At 63.7% G+C, this 19,185-nt stretch carries 18 protein-coding genes; 11 read left to right on the forward strand and 7 right to left on the reverse strand.

Going from position 1 to position 19,185, the window contains the following annotated elements:
* Positions 1–45 precede the first annotated feature (45 nt).
* Positions 46–1,818 carry an MOSC domain-containing protein gene (locus INT40_RS08150; RefSeq protein WP_193071594.1) on the reverse strand — a complete coding sequence of 591 codons (1,773 nt, stop codon included), beginning with the start codon at positions 1,816–1,818 and terminating at the stop codon, positions 46–48.
* A gap of 114 nt (positions 1,819–1,932) precedes the next feature.
* Here INT40_RS08150 and INT40_RS08155 point away from each other — a divergent pair, with 114 nt between their 5' ends.
* The 3 genes from INT40_RS08155 to INT40_RS08165 are packed head-to-tail and all read left to right on the forward strand — an operon-like array spanning position 1,933 to position 4,699.
* A complete protein-coding gene (locus tag INT40_RS08155; RefSeq protein WP_101571664.1) occupies positions 1,933–2,226 on the forward strand; it encodes a metal-sensitive transcriptional regulator in 294 nt (97 codons plus the stop codon).
* A gap of 56 nt (positions 2,227–2,282) precedes the next feature.
* Entirely contained in the window at positions 2,283–2,495 is a 213-nt protein-coding gene (locus INT40_RS08160) for a heavy-metal-associated domain-containing protein (RefSeq protein ID WP_319020877.1), read from the forward strand.
* A complete protein-coding gene (locus INT40_RS08165) occupies positions 2,495–4,699 on the forward strand; it encodes a heavy metal translocating P-type ATPase (RefSeq protein WP_193071596.1) in 2,205 nt (734 codons plus the stop codon). The genes INT40_RS08160 and INT40_RS08165 overlap by 1 nt, the downstream gene beginning before the upstream one ends.
* A gap of 64 nt (positions 4,700–4,763) precedes the next feature.
* Here the strand turns inward: INT40_RS08165 and INT40_RS08170 are convergent, their stop codons facing one another.
* Positions 4,764–6,410, reverse strand: coding sequence for a long-chain-fatty-acid--CoA ligase (locus INT40_RS08170; protein WP_193095890.1), 1,647 nt, complete (start codon positions 6,408–6,410; stop codon positions 4,764–4,766).
* Positions 6,411–6,527: 117 nt separating this feature from the next.
* Complete coding sequence (locus tag INT40_RS08175) at positions 6,528–6,791, reverse strand: hypothetical protein (RefSeq protein WP_101571670.1); 264 nt, start codon at positions 6,789–6,791, stop codon at positions 6,528–6,530.
* A gap of 250 nt (positions 6,792–7,041) precedes the next feature.
* On the opposite strand from INT40_RS08175, the gene INT40_RS08180 reads away from it, so the two are divergent.
* The 3 genes from INT40_RS08180 to INT40_RS08190 are packed head-to-tail and all read left to right on the forward strand — an operon-like array spanning position 7,042 to position 9,915.
* Positions 7,042–7,614 carry a hypothetical protein gene (locus tag INT40_RS08180; protein WP_319020878.1) on the forward strand — a complete coding sequence of 191 codons (573 nt, stop codon included), beginning with the start codon at positions 7,042–7,044 and terminating at the stop codon, positions 7,612–7,614.
* Positions 7,614–8,630 carry a response regulator transcription factor gene (locus INT40_RS21190; protein ID WP_101571672.1) on the forward strand — a complete coding sequence of 339 codons (1,017 nt, stop codon included), beginning with the start codon at positions 7,614–7,616 and terminating at the stop codon, positions 8,628–8,630. Before INT40_RS08180 ends, INT40_RS21190 begins: the two co-directional genes overlap by 1 nt.
* A 4-nt stretch (positions 8,631–8,634) precedes the next feature.
* Complete coding sequence (locus INT40_RS08190; RefSeq protein ID WP_193071599.1) at positions 8,635–9,915, forward strand: sensor histidine kinase; 1,281 nt, start codon at positions 8,635–8,637, stop codon at positions 9,913–9,915.
* A 5-nt stretch (positions 9,916–9,920) separates the two neighbouring features.
* Here the strand turns inward: INT40_RS08190 and INT40_RS08195 are convergent, their stop codons facing one another.
* On the reverse strand, positions 9,921–10,520 hold the full coding sequence (locus tag INT40_RS08195; RefSeq protein ID WP_193095891.1) for a DUF1990 family protein: 600 nt from the start codon (positions 10,518–10,520) through the stop codon (positions 9,921–9,923).
* A gap of 151 nt (positions 10,521–10,671) precedes the next feature.
* Between INT40_RS08195 and INT40_RS08200 the strand changes: the two genes are divergently transcribed.
* Positions 10,672–11,124, forward strand: a complete 453-nt coding sequence (locus tag INT40_RS08200) for a MaoC family dehydratase (RefSeq protein WP_193095892.1) — start codon at positions 10,672–10,674, stop codon at positions 11,122–11,124.
* A 114-nt stretch (positions 11,125–11,238) separates the two neighbouring features.
* Here the strand turns inward: INT40_RS08200 and otsB are convergent, their stop codons facing one another.
* Positions 11,239–13,884 carry a trehalose-phosphatase gene (otsB, locus tag INT40_RS08205; protein WP_193095893.1) on the reverse strand — a complete coding sequence of 882 codons (2,646 nt, stop codon included), beginning with the start codon at positions 13,882–13,884 and terminating at the stop codon, positions 11,239–11,241.
* 71 nt (positions 13,885–13,955) lie between these two features.
* Positions 13,956–14,690: an HdeD family acid-resistance protein gene (locus INT40_RS08210; RefSeq protein ID WP_193095894.1), complete on the reverse strand. Its 735-nt coding sequence runs from the start codon at positions 14,688–14,690 to the stop codon at positions 13,956–13,958.
* A 103-nt stretch (positions 14,691–14,793) separates the two neighbouring features.
* Between INT40_RS08210 and INT40_RS08215 the strand changes: the two genes are divergently transcribed.
* The 3 genes from INT40_RS08215 to INT40_RS08225 are packed head-to-tail and all read left to right on the forward strand — an operon-like array spanning position 14,794 to position 16,909.
* A complete protein-coding gene (locus tag INT40_RS08215; RefSeq protein ID WP_226830950.1) occupies positions 14,794–15,342 on the forward strand; it encodes a helix-turn-helix domain-containing protein in 549 nt (182 codons plus the stop codon).
* A 32-nt stretch (positions 15,343–15,374) separates the two neighbouring features.
* Positions 15,375–16,535: a serine hydrolase domain-containing protein gene (locus INT40_RS08220; RefSeq protein WP_193095895.1), complete on the forward strand. Its 1,161-nt coding sequence runs from the start codon at positions 15,375–15,377 to the stop codon at positions 16,533–16,535.
* The gene (locus tag INT40_RS08225) at positions 16,532–16,909 is read left to right on the forward strand and encodes a hypothetical protein (protein ID WP_193095896.1); all 378 of its coding nucleotides are present in this window, start codon (positions 16,532–16,534) and stop codon (positions 16,907–16,909) included. Before INT40_RS08220 ends, INT40_RS08225 begins: the two co-directional genes overlap by 4 nt.
* Before the next feature lie 68 nt (positions 16,910–16,977).
* On the opposite strand, the gene INT40_RS08230 is transcribed toward INT40_RS08225, so the two are convergent.
* Positions 16,978–17,376 carry a Rieske (2Fe-2S) protein gene (locus INT40_RS08230; RefSeq protein WP_193071605.1) on the reverse strand — a complete coding sequence of 133 codons (399 nt, stop codon included), beginning with the start codon at positions 17,374–17,376 and terminating at the stop codon, positions 16,978–16,980.
* 544 nt (positions 17,377–17,920) lie between these two features.
* Between INT40_RS08230 and INT40_RS08235 the strand changes: the two genes are divergently transcribed.
* Positions 17,921–18,556: a hypothetical protein gene (locus INT40_RS08235; RefSeq protein ID WP_193095897.1), complete on the forward strand. Its 636-nt coding sequence runs from the start codon at positions 17,921–17,923 to the stop codon at positions 18,554–18,556.
* Positions 18,557–19,185: the final 629 nt, after the last annotated feature.

Consider the following 19,185-nt stretch of genomic DNA (forward strand, 5'->3'; position numbering starts at 1 on the left):
CCAGTCCCGGGTCTGCCTGGCGCGAGATTCCCAGACGCGGTTCGGTCAGATTCCGAGGCTGATGGGCCCGGCAGGGACGGCGGAGCACACGAGCACCTCGTCGGCGGCGATCCGCGCGGCCGGTTCGACCGGGTAGATGACCGACCCGGCAGCCAAGGACACGGCGCAGGTCCCACAGGAGCCGCCTCGGCAGGAGTTATCGGCCTGCAGCCCACGGGCCTCCAAGGCCTCGAGCAGAGTTCCCTGCTGCGGTTCCCAGACGAAGCTCGTGCCCGAATTCTCCAGGGTCACCTCGGCGGGCGGGCATGCGGCGATGGCCTCGCTCATGCCGGTGTTCGGAGACGCGAAGATCTCCTGGTGCACGGCCGGAACTCCGGCCTCGGCGCTGGCGTCGAGCACCGCTCGGGTGAAGTCGACCGGCCCGCAGACCATGACGTTGTCGCATCCTGCCAGCCAGTCGACGAGCTCGGCGTGGCCTGGCCTGCCGTGGCTTGCGGTGTCGCGGTGGTGGGCCTCGACCGGGATCTGCCGTGATTGGGCACGCTTCTGCAGGCGGTCCCAGAGGCAGGCCGTCCGGTGGTCGCGGTCGACGTGGAAGAGTTTGATCTTCTCGGTGCCCGACAGCTCGGCCCCGCGCATCAGTCCGAGGCTCGGTGTGATGCCGATGCCCGCTGTGACCAGCGCGGTCGTGCCCCCGAAGACGCGGCTCGCGGTCATCGTTCCGTGCGGCCCGGAGGCCAGGATGGATTGCCCGGCGGAGAGTTCGGCGACCGCGCGAGAGCCCTTGCCCTGGGTGCGCACCGCGATCGACACGACGTCATCGGAGACGTCCGTGATCGTATAGGTTCGCCAGAACGGCTCGCCGAGTTCGAGGTGAACGCGAAGGTTGGTGCCGGGTTCGTCGAATTCGCGGATCCACCCCTGGTCATCGCGCAGGGAGACCTCGACGATGTCATTGCAGATCTGCTGGCTGCCCAGCACGGTCATGAAGCGCGGAGTGCGTGCGGTCTTGACGAGTTCACGTGGAGCGTCACCCTCGATCTCGATCTGATCACCGGTGCTGACCAGGCCTGATTCGAGGATTCTTCCGTAGACTCCGCAGTGCAGATGCCCGCATGCCGAGGCCATAACCCGGGGGACATTGACATCGACGGCGGTGGTGGCCGGGTTGACGGTGGTCGCCGGGCAGCGTTCGATCGCCTGGGTGATGGCCAAGCGCACCCCGCCGAGACGCACGATCTTGCCGATGAGTGCGAACTCCTCGAAGGGGGCGAGTCCGTCGAGGAGCACATTGCCGCGGAAGCGCAACGGGTCCAGTTCGGTTTCATCAGGCCCCAGGGCAGCCTGTCCGTCGGCGGTGTGGGAGATTGCCGTGACCGTGGCCGGGTTGATGATCGAGACGCCGGAAGCCTGCGAGTCGAACATGCCCTGGTTCGCGACCCTCAGTGCGCGCGGGAAGCCACCCTGAGGGGGTATGCGTGCAGAGAGGAATTCCGCCGAGGTGGCCCTTGAGTCCCGGTCACCCGTGCGGAACCTCGTGGACTCGTTCGTCGGTGACGTCAGTGTCACCGTCGCGGACTCAGCAGCCGCCTCGGCGAGGTCGATGGCCACCTGCCACTTCTGCAGATCGGTGTCGTTCTTCAGAACTGTGAACGCTGAGTACCGGTGCCAGCTGTCGTCGGGAACGTCGAGGCTGCCGTTGGTGAACGCTGCGACGCGGTCACCGAGGATGCCGCGGCCGGTGCGCACATCCGCTTCGGAGATCTCCTCGGCCGGGAATCCCTTGACCGGGAATCGGAATAGTCTGGCAACGCGCATGATTCGATTGTAAGAGCTTGGTAACACGGGATGCCCACGGTGAGACCAATCGCACACTCACGGGAGCAGCACTCACCACTTGACCTATACCCTAAGGGGGTATACAGTATCGTCATGACTGAGCAACATGGATACACCCCGCAGAAGGACGCCCTTGCGAAGCGGATGAAACGGATCGAAGGTCAGGTCCGTGGGATCGGAAGGATGATCGATGACGACAAGTACTGCATCGACATCCTGACCCAAGTCTCCGCAGCAACGGCCGCGCTGCACGCGGTCTCCATCAACCTCTTAGAAGAGCACATCGCTCACTGCGTGGTCGACGCCGCCTCCTCTGGAGATGACGACGCCGCCCGCAAGAAGATCGAAGAGGCTTCAGCCGCTATTGCCCGGCTCATCAAGAGCTGAGTGCAACATCACCGGCACACCTGCAGGTGATGACACGCGAAGACAGGAGACACATCGTGACTACCACCACCATCATCGTCAACGGAATGACCTGCAGCCACTGCGTGAGCTCCGTGGAGGAAGAGCTCGGGGCACTGCCCGGAGTCACCGAGGTCAACGTCGAGCTCAATGCCGGCGGAGACTCCCCCGTGACCATCACCTCCGAAAGGGAACTCGACGACGCTGCGATCGGTGCGGCCGTCGACAAAGCCGGCTACGAGGTGAAGTGATGTCACGCGAGGTTGATCTCGACATCACGGGAATGACCTGCGCATCATGCTCGGCGCGCATCGAGAAGAAACTCGCCCGCCTCGACGGAGTCAGCGCCGAGGTCAACCTCCCGCTGAACACAGCCCACGTGGTCGTCGGCTCAGAACTGAGTGACGATGACCTGATGACCGCCGTCGAAAGGGCCGGTTACGGTGCCACCGTGAAGACCGCTTCGGCGAGTGGACCCGAGATCGTCGACTACGACCCCAGGCATCTGCGGCCCCGGTTCATCGGATCCTTGATTCTGGCGGCGCCGATCGTGGCCGTCTCCATGGTCATGAGCTGGCACTTCACCGGCTGGCAGTGGATCGTCGCGATCCTCGCCCTGCCGGTAGTGACCTGGGGTGCGTGGCCCTTCCACGCGGCGGCATCCAAGGCTGCACGGGGCAGGTCCACGACCATGGACACCCTGGTCAGCGTCGGAATCATCGTCGCCAGCCTCTACTCGTACATCACCCTGGGTCGGGCCGTCGCCGCGGGCTACGGCTGGCAGATCCCCGAGTCCTACCATGTGTGGTTCGAGGCCGCGGCCGCGATCACCGTGTTCCTGCTCATCGGCAAGCTCACCGAGGAACGTGCGAAGAACCGCGCCACGGCCGCACTCAAGGAGCTGCTGGGCCTGGGCGCACGGTCCGCGAACGTGCTGCGCGACTCGGCCGAGGCCGCCCAGACAGAGGTCCAGGTCCCGATCGACGAACTCACCGTCGGGGATGTCTTCATCGTGCGTCCGGGTGAGAAGATCGCCACCGACGGCGAGGTGATCTCCGGTCACTCCGCGATCGACGAAGCGATGCTCACCGGCGAATCCGTTCCCGTCGAGGTCGGAGTCGGCGACAGCGTCACCGGTGCCACGATCAACGCCTCCGGTGTGCTCGAGGTCCGGGCCGCACGGGTCGGGTCCGATACGACCTTGGCGGCCATGGCCGACCTGGTCAGCCGCGCGCAGACGGGCAAACCGGCCGTGCAGCGACTGGCCGACCGGATCTCTGCCGTGTTCGTGCCGATCGTCTTCGGCATCGCCCTCCTGACGCTCCTCGCCTGGGGGCTGATCACCGGCGACTGGTCGATGGGCCTACACGCCGCGCTCACCGTGCTCATCATCGCCTGCCCCTGTGCCCTCGGCCTGGCCACGCCGACCGCCCTGGCCGTCTCGTCCGGGCGCGGTTCCCAGCTGGGCATCCTCGTCTCCGGGCCCGAGGCGCTCGAGTCGACGCGTTCGATCGACACGGTCGTCCTCGACAAGACGGGCACCCTGACCACGGGGATCATGACCCTCCTGGACACGCAGCTGACCGATACGGACTTCGAGGTTCTGGCTCGCTTGGAGTCACAGAGCGAGCATCCCGTGGCCCGCGCGATCGTCGAGGCCCGGGCCGCGAGGATGAACGCGGGTGCCGAGGCTGAAGGCAGCAGCATCGCCACCATCGATCGCTCCGGCGTCGAAGACTTCGACAACATTCCCGGTGGTGGTCTGCGGGCGACGATCGACGGCGACGAGGTGCTCGCCGGTCGTCCGGATCTGCTCCGGGAGCACGGGATCGACGTCTCGTTCCCCGCGGATTCGGTGCCCACCGGAGCCACGATCGTCGCCCTGGCGATCGACTCACAGTTCCGTGGCCTGACCTTCGTCGCCGACGAGATCAAGACCGGAGCCGCCGAGGCGATCGACGAGCTGCATACGCTCGGCATCAGCACCGTCCTCCTCACCGGGGACAATGCCCAAGCCGCCGAGGTGGTCGCGGGCAAGCTCGAAATCGCCGAGGTCCGCGCCGATGTCCGGCCCGAGGGCAAGATCGCTGTGGTCAATGAGCTGCAGGCTCAGGGACTGGCGGTGGCCATGGTCGGTGACGGCATCAATGATGCTGCGGCTTTGGCCGGTGCCGATCTGGGCATTGCGATGGGTTCGGGTACAGATGCGGCGATGGCAGCCTCCGACATCACCATGGTGCGCTCGGATCCGCGGCAGATCCCGCAGGCCATCCGCCTGTCCCGGAAGGCTCTGGGGCTGATCAAGGGCAACCTGTTCTGGGCCTTCGCCTACAACACGGCGGCCGTGCCGATCGCCGCGTTCGGCCTGCTCAGCCCGATGATCGCCGGGGCCGCAATGGCGTTCTCCTCGGTGTTCGTCGTCCTCAACAGTCTCCGACTGCTGCGGTTCCGCTAGACCGGCGCACCCACAGAACGCACTTGGCCCACAGCGGTTGCAACCGCTGTGGGCCAAGTGCGTGTCAGCCCTGGATTCGCGACTCCCTGTCGCCCCATTCCTGATTGCGCAGTTCGAACTTCTGGATCTTGCCTGTCGAGGTCTTGGGCAGGGCCTCGACGATCTCGACCTCGCGCGGCGCCTTGTACTTCGCGATCTGAGTGCGCACGTGGTCAACGATCTCGGTCTCGGTGACCGGCTGCCCCTCACGGACGATGACGAATGCCTTCGGCCGCTCGCCCCATTTGTCGTCGGGGACTCCGATGACGGCGACTTCGAGGACGGCCGGGTGCGAGGAGATCGCCTGTTCGATCTCGACGGTCGAGATATTCTCTCCGCCGGAGACGATGATGTCCTTCGAGCGATCTCGCAGTTCGATGTAGCCGTCCTCGTGCATCACGCCGAGGTCACCGGTGTGGTACCAGCCGCCCTGGAACGCCTTTTCGGTCGCCTCGGGGTCCCGGAAATACCCCTTCATCACGTTGTTTCCGCGCATCACGATCTCTCCGATCGTCTGCCCGTCGGCTGCAACGTCGACAAGCTCGTCTCCCGAGTCGAGGGTGACGATGCGGGTCTGATCGGCTTGGACCATGCCCACACCCTGCCGCGCCCGAAGCCGGGCTCGGGACTTGTCATCGAGTGAATCCCAGGAATCCTGCCATTCGCACACCGTGTAGGGACCGTAGGACTCGGTGAGCCCGTACACGTGCACGATCTCGAAGTTCAGCGCCTCCATCTGCCAGATCAGGGTCGGGCTCGGCGCGGCACCTGCCATCGTCGCGGTCACTGCCTGATCGAGGGAATGTGCCTGTTCGGCGTTGATCACCGTGCTCATCACCGTCGGGGCACCGTTGAGGTGAGTGACCGTGTGACGAACGATAAGATCCCAGATCACGTCTCCGCGCACCTCGCGCAGGCACACCTGTGTGCCGCCTGCGGCAGTCAGCGCCCAGCCGGTGCACCAGCCGTTGCAGTGGAACATGGGCAGCGTCCACAGATACACGCTCTTCTTATCGTGGCCCGAATGGATGATCTCGCCGAGCGCATTGAGGTAGGCGCCGCGGTGTGAATACATCACACCTTTGGGGCGTCCTGTCGTGCCGGAGGTGTAGTTGATGGACAGCGTCGCCCGCTCGTCCTCGACGCGCCAGGTGAACTCCTCGGTGTCAGCCTCGGCGCCGGCCAGGAACTCGTCCAGGCTGGTCACGGTCGGTGCTGCGGGTTCCGGACGGACCGCCTCGGCGGAGGTGGCGATCGTCGTGTCCTCGACGTCGATGATGGTCTCAACGGTGTCGAAGCCATCGATGACAGGGGCGACGCTAGGCCACAGCTGCGTGTCCACGACCAGCAGCTTCGCCTGGCTGTGGTTGCAGATGTAGCGGACCTCTTCGGGGGCCAGCCTGGTGTTGATCGGCACGAGGACAGCTCCGGCCAAGGGCACGGCGAATTGGGCCATGAGCGCTTCGGGGAGGTTGGGCATGAGGTAGGCGACTCGGTCGCCGGGCCCGATGCCGGCGGCACGCAGAGCATGCGCCCGGGTCTCCACCGCTGCGGCGAACTCGGCGTAGGTCATCTCCTGGTCGTTGTAGACCACGGCGCGTGTGCCGGGAAAGACGTCCGCGGAGCGGCGCAGAAAGGACAGCGGCGTGAGTTCTGTGTTCCATGTCTCCATGGAAAAAGCCTACTTCACCGAGGTGGAACCGGGCCGACAGGGGCCATCGCCCTAGACCCAGATGAAGACCGCCGAATTCAGGCGGGTACCGAAGGAATCAGGAAAGCGTCGCTGGGATCACTTGAGGATCGGGTAGGTCTGATCATCGTTCTGAGTGTCATTGCGCAGCACCCAATTGAGAATGCTGGCGAACACGGTGACCACGACGAATGCGACACCTGCATAGACGAAGGCGAACCCGAACGCGGTCCCGTCCTGCCAGGCGCGGGTGACGATGATCGACAGGATCAGAACGGCGATACCGCAGACGAGCCCCACTTTGAGCGCGTCCTTGTACGACACGGTGCTGGTGGACTTCTTCTCAGACTTCGATGCTGCCATGCCCCCAGCGTACCGACCTCACCTGAGAATCGGCGCACCGAGGTGGCCGTGCAACTCAGAGGCGAAGCGTGGAAACCACCGTTCCCGGCTCGACGGAATCGGAGCGCGGGTGGACTACCCGGCCAGAACACGCAAAAATGTCTATGTGCACATCCCCATTCGGCGCCCCTCTGACGAGGTGTCGCGCGCGCTCAGCTCGAACCAGGTCGTCCCTGGTCAGAAGTCGCGCCCGCGCACAGTTCTGCGAACAGTGATCGCAACCGCCCTTGCAACGATCACGCTGGCGGGCTTGAGCGCTTGCGGTCCGGACAAGGGCTTGCGGGTGGAACCTGAAGGTGAGACATCTCCCACTCAGTTCGAACCCGCGAATTCGGACTCCGGTCCGCCCAACAAACCGTTCTCGCTCAAGGAGATCCGCAAGACCATTGTGGACTCCTCGGGGATCGCGGTGACCGGGAAGGCAACGGAATCGGCGAAGGTCGTCGCCGACTGCAAAGAATGCCTCAAATTCGCGACACCTTTCCTCAGCGGCGACAAGAAGTTTCAGCTCGTCACCGTGGCCAACCCGAAGCAGAAGAGCGAGATCGTGGCGGGGGCTGTCATCAGTGAGAAGGACAGCAGACCACGCCTTGAATTGATCGCCACTGGCAACCAGCTCAAACTCAGCCCAGGTAAGAATGGGACACTGGTGGTGCAGGAGGCGATGTATGCCGACGGCGACGAGGCCTGCTGCCCTTCGGGGTGGTCAGTGCAGGTATTCCGCCTGCATGAAGGTAGGTTTGAACCGGGTCAACGCTTCACGCGGCTTAATGGAGAAACGTAATGCATATTGTTCTGGTTGAGGATGACGAGGTCATCCGGGAGACAACCCAGATCGGCCTGGAACGGTTCGATTACACGGTGTCGGCATTCGCCGACGGTCGTGAGGGGTACGAGTTCGTCGCTGCACACGGTGCCGACGTTCTGCTTCTCGACCTCATGCTGCCCACCATGAACGGCGCTTCGATCTGCAGAGCCGTGCGTGAGCGCTCCACCATTCCCATCATCATCATCTCCGCCCGCTCGGATGCGATCGACATCGTCCAGGCGCTCGAGGCCGGAGCCGACGACTACCTCACCAAGCCCTTCGACATGCAGGTGCTCAACGCTCGCATCCGCGCCGTCGTCCGCCGCTTCATCACCACCGGCACCGACAAGCTCGGCTACTCCCCGTCCGCCGAGCTGGACGAGGAGCACGAAACCGTGATCGGCCCCGGCGGCATGATCACCGGAGACGGCATCCCTGAGGTACTTGGGGCCAGCCCCGGCATGGACACCCGTGAACGCCTCAAGGCCCAACTCGAGTCCGACGACACGTACCTGGGTGCGGGCGGAAAATTCACCTCGGCGGACATGCGCGACGGTTCAGACGAGCAGATGATCGGCGACGACGTCACCGTTCCGCCTCGCCCGGACGGTTCACCGGCCATGCAGGCGAGTTCCGGCCAGGGCGGCTACCCGGGTGCGGGCGAGAACCGCAACGGCAGCGCCGGCTCCGATGATGAGCTGGGCCCGTTCCGAACACGCTTGGGCTCGCTGGTCCTCGACACCGGTCGCCTGACCGTGGAGATCGACGGCGAGGAAGTCCACCTCACCCCCACGGAGCTGCGCGTCCTTCTGCTTCTGACCGAGCAGCCCGAACACGTCTACTCGCGAGAGAAGATCGCCTTCACGGTCTGGGGCTACGAGTGGGCCGGCGACTCCCGTGTCGTCGACGTCCACATTCAGCGCCTGCGGAAGAAGATCGGCGCCAACATGATCGAAACCGTCCGCGGATTCGGATACCGCTTCGCGGGCTGATCGCATGTCACTGCGCTGGAAGATCTCCCTTCTCATCGTTGCCTCGGTCATCATCGCTGTGCTCTCCTGCTCCATCGTGCTGCGTCAGTCCGCGGCGCGGGCTGAGGATGACCGGATGCGTTCGACCGTGACCGAGCAGCTCGCGAACTCAGTCGCCATCTTCTCCGAGACCGGAGTGCTCACCCTCAACGCCCGCATCGACGACCCCGCACTGCCCAAGGATGCACGCGCCCAGGCGCTCAAGGGCCAGAGCGTGACGATGCGCTCCGAGGTCGACGGTGAAGAGATCGTATGGGCCGCTGCCCCGATCGAGGTCGGCTCCTACACCGAGGTGATCTCGGTGCGTGCCTCGACCAAGGACAGTCAGGAACTCATCGGCCGCATCGACCAGGCTCTGCTGGTGGGAATGATCGGCTCCGCTCTGGTCGTCGGCGGTGTCGGCTCCATCGTGGCCGGTCGCATCTCACGCAGGCTGACCCTGGGGGCTCAAGCCGCACGGAAGATCGCGGCCGGAGACACCAGCATCAGGATCGCCGACGTCGTCGACGATACGGACCAAGAGGTCGCGGCCTTCGCCTCGGCGGTCGACACAGCCGTGACACGACTGACCGAACGCATCGATTCCGAACAGCGTTTCACCGCGGACCTGGCGCACGAGATGCGGACCCCGTTGACCGGCCTCGTCAACGCCGCCAACCTGCTCGAGGAAGATTCGCGTCCCGCCGAGCTCGTCAAGGATCGGGTGCAGCGCATGCAGGTCCTCGTCGAAGACCTCCTCGAAGTCTCACGCCTCGATGCGGGCCGCGCGAACCCCGAGTTCACCCGTGTCAACATCGACCAAGCGATCCGCTCGCTGCTGGGTACGATGACCGCTTCCGGCGCCTTGTCCGGTCACACCATCGACACTCATCTGGCGGCCCTGAACTCGACGCTGGTCACCGATGTCCGCCGCTTCGAACGCATTATCTCCAACCTGCTGGTCAACGCGATCAAGCACGGCGCGGACCCGATCCGCCTGGAGACGAGCACCCGCAGCATCACCATCACCGATTCCGGCTCCGGCTACCCGCCCGACATCGTCAACACCGGCCCGACCCGCTTCGTCTCCGCCGGTGGCGGCGGCATGGGCCTGGGCCTCGTGATCGCACAGGGACAGGCCCGCCTGCTCGGCATACGCCTGAACTTCAGCAACGATCCAATCACAGGCGGTGCCCGCACCGAAGCGGTCTTCCCAGATCCTGAAGCCCAAAACGAGGCACTCAAGCAGTACCTGGAATCCGCCTAGGACGGTCAGCTGCGCAGGGCGCGGGCGTAGCGCCTGCGGTAGACGTTCTGGGCGAGACGGACGAGGGGTTCGCCGAGGCGCCAGATCCCCAGTCCTGCTCGTGAGAGCGAGCGCAGCACGAGGAAGACTCGGTCATCGGGGGTGTGAATGAGGATGAATGACTCCTCACCGGTGATCGGGTGCCCGGGCTTCGTCCCATAGGTGAATCCGCGACGTGCCTCCGACTCGAAGACCTCGATGACGCGGGCCGGTTCGGGCAGACGGAACGGTCCGAGCCGCACGAAGATCGTGGGTTCCTGTCCGACTTCGACCCGCGGGCGGCCAGAACCTGTCCGCGAAGCGTCCCCTCCGTTGTCCCAGCCATTGTCCCGGCCGTCGCCTTGCGTCTGCGGACCGCTTTTCGGACTCTCGACATCGATGTCGAACCCGCTGCGGATCTTCACTTGCCAGTGCAAGAGTTCTTCCGCGCAGCGGTCGAAGGTGGCACGACCATGACCGATGAAGAAGGCCGCTTCGAAATCCCGGTACCCTGCCGGTCGGTCGACCCACCTGGGTGAGAGCGGCTGAGTCAAAGGTTCGTCGAGGAATCGTGACGGAGTGGCCATGCCTCCAACCTAACCGAATCCCGGACACACCGATGCCAAGTCCGATGCGAACAAGTAAGGTGCCAAGTACCGGCATTCTCTCAATCGAATGTCCGCTAAGAACACGCCTGACACGGCACGTACAACAGTCACGGATCAAAGGAGAACCAGAATGCGCACACTCAATGGAATCGATGAGATCACTTCGCTCGTCGGCACCGAGTTGGGATCGTCCGAGTGGACGACGATCGACCAGGAGGCGATCAACACCTTCGCCGATGTCACCGACGATCACCAGTGGATACACATCGACGAGCAGCGCGCCGCAGACGGCCCCTACGGCTCGACGATCGTCCACGGCTTCTTCACCCTGTCCTTGATCCCGAAGTTCTCGAGCAAGATCTTCACCATCGAAGGCGTGTCCATCCGCGTCAACTACGGGCTGAACAAGGTCCGCTTCGCCCAGCCGGTGCCGGTGGGCTCTCGCCTGCGCGGCACGGTCAGCGTCAACGAGGTCATCCCCGGAGACAAGGGCACCCAGGTCATCCTCAAGCACGTCATCGAGATCGAAGGCGAAGACCGCCCGGCCTGCATCGCCGAGGTGGTCACCCTCCTCGTTGAGTGAGGCTGTGCCACTTTCTCCGGGCCACGGGTTGCGTGTCGAGAAACGCACGCGCGCCTCGTCTTTTGACACTCGACCCGTTTCTCGTTGCCGTGTGCAGAATGCTGTGTGCTGTGCTCAGCTCGGACGGAACTCGTCGAGCATTTGTGCGACGCGGATGTAGCCCAGGTGCGAGTAGGCCTGCGGGTGGTTGCCCAGGTGCATCTCCGCGACCGGGTCATATTCCTCGGCCAGCAGGCCGGTGGGCCCGAGCAGATTGTCCAACTGCCGGAAAAGGTCCCAGGCGTCGTCGATGCGCCCGACCTTGATGAAGGCTTCGATGAGCCAGGTCGTGCAGATGTGGAACCCGCCCTCCAGGCCGGGCAGCCCATCGTCGTAGGTGTAGCGGAAGACCGTCGGCCCGACTCGCAGCTCGCGTTCGATCGCATCCACGGTCGAGACGAAGCGCGGGTCGTCGGCCGGCAGCAGACCGGAGAGTCCCACGAACAAGCACGCCGAGTCGAGGTCGGTCTCTCCGTAGGCAACCGTGAAGGCCCCGACCTCTTGGTTGTACCCGTTCTCAAGCACATCGTGGGCGATCTCCTCACGCAGCTGCCGCCAGGCACCGGGAAGTTCACGATCGAAGCGCTCGGCGATCTGCAGCGCCCGGTCAACCGTGACCCAGCACATCACACGCGTGTAGACGTTGTGCTTCGGTGGCCGCCTGGCCTCCCAGATGCCATGGTCGGCTTCGAACCACCGCTTGCTGACGGCTTCGACCATTTGGCAGGTCAACCTCCAATATGAGTCCGGAAGATCGCCGAGGTGCTCGCTGAGTTCGTTGAGGAGCTCGGTGACCGGACCGAAGACGTCGAGCTGGACCTGGTGTTCGGCCGCGTTTCCAACCCGCACCGGGCGAGATCCCGCATATCCGGGCAGGTGGGCCAGCACCGCCTCGGTGGTCAGAGCGGAACCGTCTACGGCGTAGAGCGGGTGGAGTTGTTCGGGAGAGACTGTGCGCGCCAGGATTCCGGTGAGCCAGGACAGGAAGCCTTCGGCTTCGCCGGTGGACCCCAGCGAGAGAAGCGCACGCACGGTCATCGATCCGTCGCGCAGCCAGGTGTAGCGGTAGTCCCAGTTGCGCACGCCGCCGATGCCCTCAGGCAGGGAGGTCGTCGGTGCGGCGAGCACCCCTCCCGTCGGTTCGTGGCACAGGGCGCGCAGAGTCACCGCCGAGCGGATGACCTCCTCACGATGGTGGCTGGGGATGCTGAGGGTGTCGACCCAGTTGGTCCAGAAGTTCAGAGCGCGTTCGCGCACATGATGTTCTCCGCCAGTGGCCATGTAGCGGGCGTCGCCAGTGCCGGTACCGCAGGCCAGCAAAAGCACGACGACTCCCCCGGGCTGCTCTGAGGGCACGACGACCGCCTCGGCAGTATGGGACTGTCCGGTCTCACTGATCTCGAAGTCGACGCCGGGTGCGATCAGTGAGATGGGTTCGGAGGTGCCTAGGACCTGTACACCGTCATGGGTGCGCACCATCAGCGTCGGCACGGTGGCGTAGTCCAGACGTGGGGCGAAGCGGATACGGGCAGCAGTGTCGCCGGTGAGCACCCGCACGACGATGGTGTCGTCGCTGTTGGCGTCGACAGGAGCGAGGTAGTCGATGCAATTGAGGCCCGGCCACCGGGTTTCCAACAGCGTCGAGTGGGTGATGTAGCGCTGTGTCAGCGGGGCGGTTCCGGCTTCGGTGTCGACGGCGAAGAATCCGGCGGCTTCGGCGCCGAGGATTTCGGAGAACATCGACGAGGAGTGCGGCAGTGGGTGCGGCATCCAGCAGATGCTGCCGAATGGGTCGACCAGTGCCGTGGATTGTCCGTTGCCCAACAGACTGTGCCTGTGGATCGGAGTCGCGCGCCTGCCGAATAGCCAGGATTTGCGCAGCTCGTAGATAGCGGCGAGGACGACGGAGACCTCGGCAGGAGTACTGATGCGGTAGTCCGCGTGTGTATCTGCGGGTTCGCGGCCGACCTTCAGCCCGAGGTCGGCCTCGCCCAATGTTTCGAGGGCAAACTCATCGGCGGTGTCATCGCCGATGAAGACGACGACTTCTGCCCCGGTCTGCTCCCGCAGGCGCTGCAGAGCCGCGGCCTTCGAGGAGGGGACGACCGAGAGGTCGATGACCTGCTTGCCCCGAGTCGGGAAGATCGCGTGAGTCTCGACGAGTTCGCTCACCGCGGCTTCGACCCTCTTGCGCTCGGCCTCATCGAGTCCGCGCAGGTGAACAGCGGCCCCGGTGGTCTTGTGCTCGATGATCGACGTCGGCAACGTCTGGAAGAGGTCTCGACGGAGGCCGTCGAGAGCTGTGCGCTGCCCCGGGTCGAGGGTGTCGATGGCGACCGTGTCGGTCTCTCCCCCGTGGGATCCGAAGAGGTGGACCTCCCGTGGCAGCCGTGACATCGCTGCGAGGTCACGGAGGCTGCGACCGGAGATCACCCCCGCCGAGGTGGAGGGAAGCAGAGCGAGAGCCCGCAGTGAGTCCACCGAGGAATCCAGTGGAAAGGCCTGACCGGGGAGGTCGACGATCGGCGCAATGGTGCCGTCGTAGTCTGTGGCGATGAGGAGTGAGGGCGAGCGTGAGACTTCGAAGAGACGCCGGAAGAGATCCGGGGAGAGTTTGCGGCTGGCCTCAGCCAAGTCACCCAGGAGTCCTGAGGAGCTGACGGAGGCGGCGATCGGAGTCAGTGGGGACAGACTCTCGTAGTCATGCTCGACGGTACTCATCTCACCTCGGTCTTCTCGAGTTCGGCTGGGGGCTTCGGGTGACGCAGGCTGTGCCGGCTGGAGGGCCGGGGTCAATTCTTGTCGTCAGGACTCTCAGATGCGCCGAGAGCGTCAGATTCGTCGGGGACGTCTGGATGATCAGCGTCGGAACCGGCCCCGGAGCTTCCATCGACGTATGGTACTGTGCCGGCCGCGATCTGCTTGGCCTTGCTGATACGTGAGTAGCCACCGATGATGAAGATGACTCCGGCGATGAGCGTAGCCACGCCGGTGAAGCCGAGGATCCACAGCGCACCGAAGTCGTCGCCGAAGATGAGGATCACCCCAAGCAGCAAATGACAGCCCGCCGCGATGAGGAAGTCCGAGGGCATCAGGTGGGACTTGAGCTGTCGGTAATTCCACAGCTCGATAAGGCCGTGGAGCAGTGCCCAGATGCTGATGGCCGCGCGCAGTTCCGCAGGCTGGTCCGCGAGGAACAGGAACACGATCGCGGGAATTGTGATGATCGCCTGGCCAAAGACCGCCGTGCGCACATTCAGCGGCGAACGCAGTCCCTGGTAGACAAGCGCGAGTGCGAACAGGACCAGATAGCTGATGGACAGAATGTCGACGATATCGACACCCATCGACAGATGCTTGGGGCTGGCGGCTTCGCGTGGCCAGAACACCGTCGCGATGCCGAAGGCGACACCGAGGATGCCGCGGACGACCATCGGAGCGCCGAGTGCTTTCGACTCGGAGGTGGCCTGGGGCAGTGCCTCGGGATGCGGTTGCGTGGGCTCGGTGCGCGGTTCGTCGGTACTCATCACACCACCAGTTTAGGTCTCTCGCCTGAGTCTGTCTGGTACCGGGCACCCGGTCGATTTTTCACGTCTTTACGTAATTACGTATTATGTGTATTGTCAAGGCATGAGCACCTCATCGCAGAATGAATCCGGGAGCACAGTCGATGCCCGCCTGGCGGAGCTCGAGCGCAAGGTCGCGAGCCTGGAGGGCGCCGCTGTCGACCCCGCCCCTCCGACGACTGACGATTCCGGCACCCATGCCGAGGACGACACTTTCTGGGCCCTCAACGGCCTCCTCGATCATGCTGGACACGAGGGCGGTGTCGTCTACACCGGGCACACCACTCCCCCGGGCGCCGAGGCACCGGTGTCCTGGCAGATGGGCCTGCCATCGGCAGCGATCAACGACCTCAACTTCGCCGAGGCGGCTCCGGCGCTGGCCGCCCTGGGACATCCCGTCCGACTTGAGCTCCTGCAGGCGATCTACGAAGGCACGACCACAGTGGCTCGGCTCGGCGACGACGACCGATTCGGAACGACCGGTCAGATCTACCACCACATCCATGCCCTCGCCGGAGCCGGCTGGCTCGAGAATTCTCGGCGCGGCCACTGGCGGGTTCCAGGCCAGAAGATCATCCCTCTGCTCACACTCATCCTCATCGGCACGCACTGACACAGACTCTGATACTGCACTAGGACGGAATCATGGACATCGGAACCGACGCCCTGCACGCGAGCGCTTCTCCCTCGCACCCAAGGAGTGCCACACCTCGGAGAGGGATCATCGCCATCATCGCCGCGGTGGTCGCAGCTGCACTGCTCCTGCTCATCACACCGCTTCCGCGCGGATTCCAGGGCGAGCCCACCGGCGACGCGACTCTTGTGAGCGAGGTCGAGAACGTCCTCGGCAGCAAGCACTGGCACCACGTCTCAGCTGCAAAGATCGACGGCGATGACGTTACCTGGGGAGGGGTCGGTGCGGACGAAAACACCGAGTTCGAGATTGGGTCGATCACGAAGACCTTCACAGCCGCGCTCTTCGCCGACGCGATCAATCGTGGAGAAATCGACGAGGACACCCGCCTCGGCGATGTCTGGCCCGACCTCGACGGGGATGTCGCCGAGGTGACGCTGGCCTCAACCGCGATGCAGCGTTCGGGTCTGCCCAGGCTGGGACCGGTAGTGAGCTTCCGTGACGGCCTCGCGAACCTTCTGTCGGGATACCTCCACACCGATCCGTATCGCGGAACTGCGGCAGACCTCATCGACTCACTTCAGGACGTCGACGTGGGTGAGAAGGAGCCGAAGTACTCGAACTTCGCGTTCGGGCTCCTCGGCCAGGCACTCGCGACGGTTACCGGATCCACCTACGGGGATCTCGTCCGCGACCGGATCACCGAGCCGTTGGGAATGGCCAGCACCTACGTTCCCGAATCGCCTGAGGGACTGTCACACGGCTACACGGCCTCTGGGCTATCGGCCGCTCCGTGGACGATGGGTGGAATGTCCCCCGCGGGTGCCATCCGGTCGACGACACACGATTTGAGCATTTGGCTGAAGGCAACGGCGGATGGAACGGCTCCAGGGGCGAAGGCGGCCGCCCCTCGTGAGAACTTTGACGAATCGGACCGCATCGGCTGGGCCTGGCTCACCACGACAGATCGCAGCCCGAATCTCACCTGGCACAACGGCGGTACCGGCGGCTATGGGTCTTACCTCGGCTTTGATGCGAAGACGAGGCAGGGGGTCATCGTCCTCGCCGACTCGGCAATCGGGGTCGACGATGCCGCTGATCTGATTTCCTCCGACAGTCCGGAGGCATACCGGGCACAGTATCCCGGGGCGAGGGCTGGAGACGGGCTATGAGTCTGGAGCTCATCAGTCAGCTTGCCAGCGCTGTCGTCATGGTCTGGGGAGCCCTCGCCGCCATTCGGGCATCCCGATCAGCAACCCGCACGGCTCTCCTGAGCAACCTTCTTCGCAGTGTCGCCTTGCTGCTGCTCGTCCGCCTTATCGCCGACTTCGGCGGATGGTCGTCCTGGTTCATCTACCTCTGGATGTTCTTTGCCAGCGGCTACGTCGTCGCAGGATATCTGGCAACAACAGTTTGGGTGGGCCTTCCCCTGCGTGCAGAGAGCACAAAGGGCAGTCGGACGGAGATGGTCAACCTTGGAGTCTCCGGCGTATTGACACTCGCCGTTTCCGGGGCTCTTGTAATTCCCGGACTCATGCTGAGTTGAGACTCTCGCGCGGAAACGGTGGGCGTACATAACGCACCGAGTGCGTTCAGGTTTGAGGTTCGAGAGAGTCAAGACCCGCTGGCGATCGTCAGCTTCCCGTCAGCTTCCGACACCGCATATTCCGCGAGCGGCTCGGTGGCGGGGCCGCCGAGCACCTCACCCGTCGTGGTTGAGAACTTCGAGGAGTGGCACGGGCACACGATCTCCTTCTCGGTGACGTTGCGAACCTGGCATCCCTGATGGGTGCACACGGAGGAAAACGCGTAGAACTTACCCTCCTTCGGCTGAGTCACCACGTAGGTTTCGTCGACCACGGTTCCGGATCCGACAGGGACGTCGCTGCCGGAAATGCTGGCCGCCGGCGTCTTCGAGTCGCCTGACTCTTCTGAGGTGCACGCCGAAGTCAGGGCTGCCGACGAGCCGACGACCGCGACGGTTCCGGCCACGCCTGCCGATTTGATGATCATGCGCCTGTTCGCTTCCATTGTGCCTCTCGGTGTTCTCCTCATGGGTCAATCACTGCTCTGCAGCAGCGCTGCCCGATGTCGGTTCAGTTGCTCCGCACCCAGAGTAGCGTGAGGACCTGAGCGAAAAACGAGCCAGGGTAGAGCTCGCCTTGACCTCATGTGCGCGCCATGTGTGCGCCTACGCCCTCAGACCCCGGGGGACCCGGGAACTGTCTGGCCCGTATCACCCGTGAATGCTAAGACGGCCATCCGTCAGTCACGAGACAGCCGCGCGAGAAACAATGCATCATGACCATGAATGCGAGAAAGGGGGTCAATGATCAAAATGTGTGTACATAGGATAGGTCTTCAGCTCAGTCAGCAGCAGGCGAAGACCCCGATTGCTGCTTGACAGTGAATGTGACGGGTCCCAGCGTTTCTCCTCCCGGCAGCAGTACCTCCCCACATGGCTCCCCAGCCCGGGTCGCGCCTGCAGAGTCGAAACCAACCCCTGCAGCCGTTGACTCACAGTCCGTGGACTAAGAGTCACTGTTATCGTCGTGGGATGGGAAAATTGAAGAAGGCCGATCTGCCCGATGCTCCTTCGGTGCCCTTCGCCGTCTCAGCAGACCTCACGAGGTATCGACAGCGGTTCGGGATCTTGCGGTTCCTCGTGCTGGTCGGTGTCATCGCCTTCGGATTCTTCTGGCTCGGCGTCGGGACAGCGCTGATATGTATCGTCGTTGCCTCCGCGCTTTTGGCTGCCGGCTTCATCGGTATAAAAAGCAGCCGGATCGTGTTCACCGGGTCAGGTGTCGAGTACCGCAACTGGTATGGCCGAACCGTCAAGCTTGGACGCGACGACATCGAAGGTGTCATCGTGTTCGCGGACTTCTACGATGTGAGTTTCGGACTGATCCCGCGAATCTCGATCGCACGCCTGACATCGAAGTCATCGATCAGCCTGAACGGGCTGTACTGGCCCGCCGACCAACTCATGAGCGGCATCTCCGTCATGGACGACAACGGGATCAGTGTGAAACAGTGCGACGAGCGGTTGAGCTTTGTCGACGTCGCAAAGAAATTCCCAAAGCATTCCACGTTCCTCGAACGCAATTGGGTGAAGGTCGGGTTCATGATCGGGTTCTTCGGCGTCATAGTGCCGGTTGCCATCGCCTTGATCCACGACGCAATCGTCTAGGGATCCTACTATGTTTGCCAGATGAGCGCCGAGGCTCAGATAAAAAGCCCGGACACCACCCTCGGTGCCTCATTTACTGTTGCCCGCGAAAAGGTGAACCCTCGGCCAGTATGCGGAGTGAACTGTCGATGGCGACTCGAACCGAGGTCACCGCGAAATACGGCAGGCGAGACAAGAATGCTTCGAAGAAGAACAAAAGAGCCGTTCTCAACGAGGTCGTCACAGTAACTGGTTGCACCCGCGACAACTCCCGACGGCGCTTGACTCAAGCTGCGAACACCCGCCAGGGCCCAGCGACAGGTCATTCAGGGCCTCGTAAACCGCGGGCCAGGAAAAATACTCCTAAGACACGGCCAAGGTCGTACAACGTGTATGGGCTATCTCGGGCGGCCAATGCGGCAAGTACCTAGATGCGACGATGCGGATCCTGATTGACCTCCTCAAAAACCACGACGAGTTCGCCCCCGGCCAGGACCGCTACGTCAAGCGCGTGCGTAAGTAGTACCTGGCGAAGAATCCTTTTATGGCCAGGCACTTGAATCCAGCGGTGCTACTTCCACATCAAGCAAGCCGGACGTTGATACTGGAAAGGTCGGGAATCCCGGTGTGACCCAAAGCCTGACTGACCC

It is taken from the genome of Brevibacterium sp. FME17 (assembly GCF_014897515.1).
GTDB lineage: Bacteria > Actinomycetota > Actinomycetes > Actinomycetales > Brevibacteriaceae > Brevibacterium.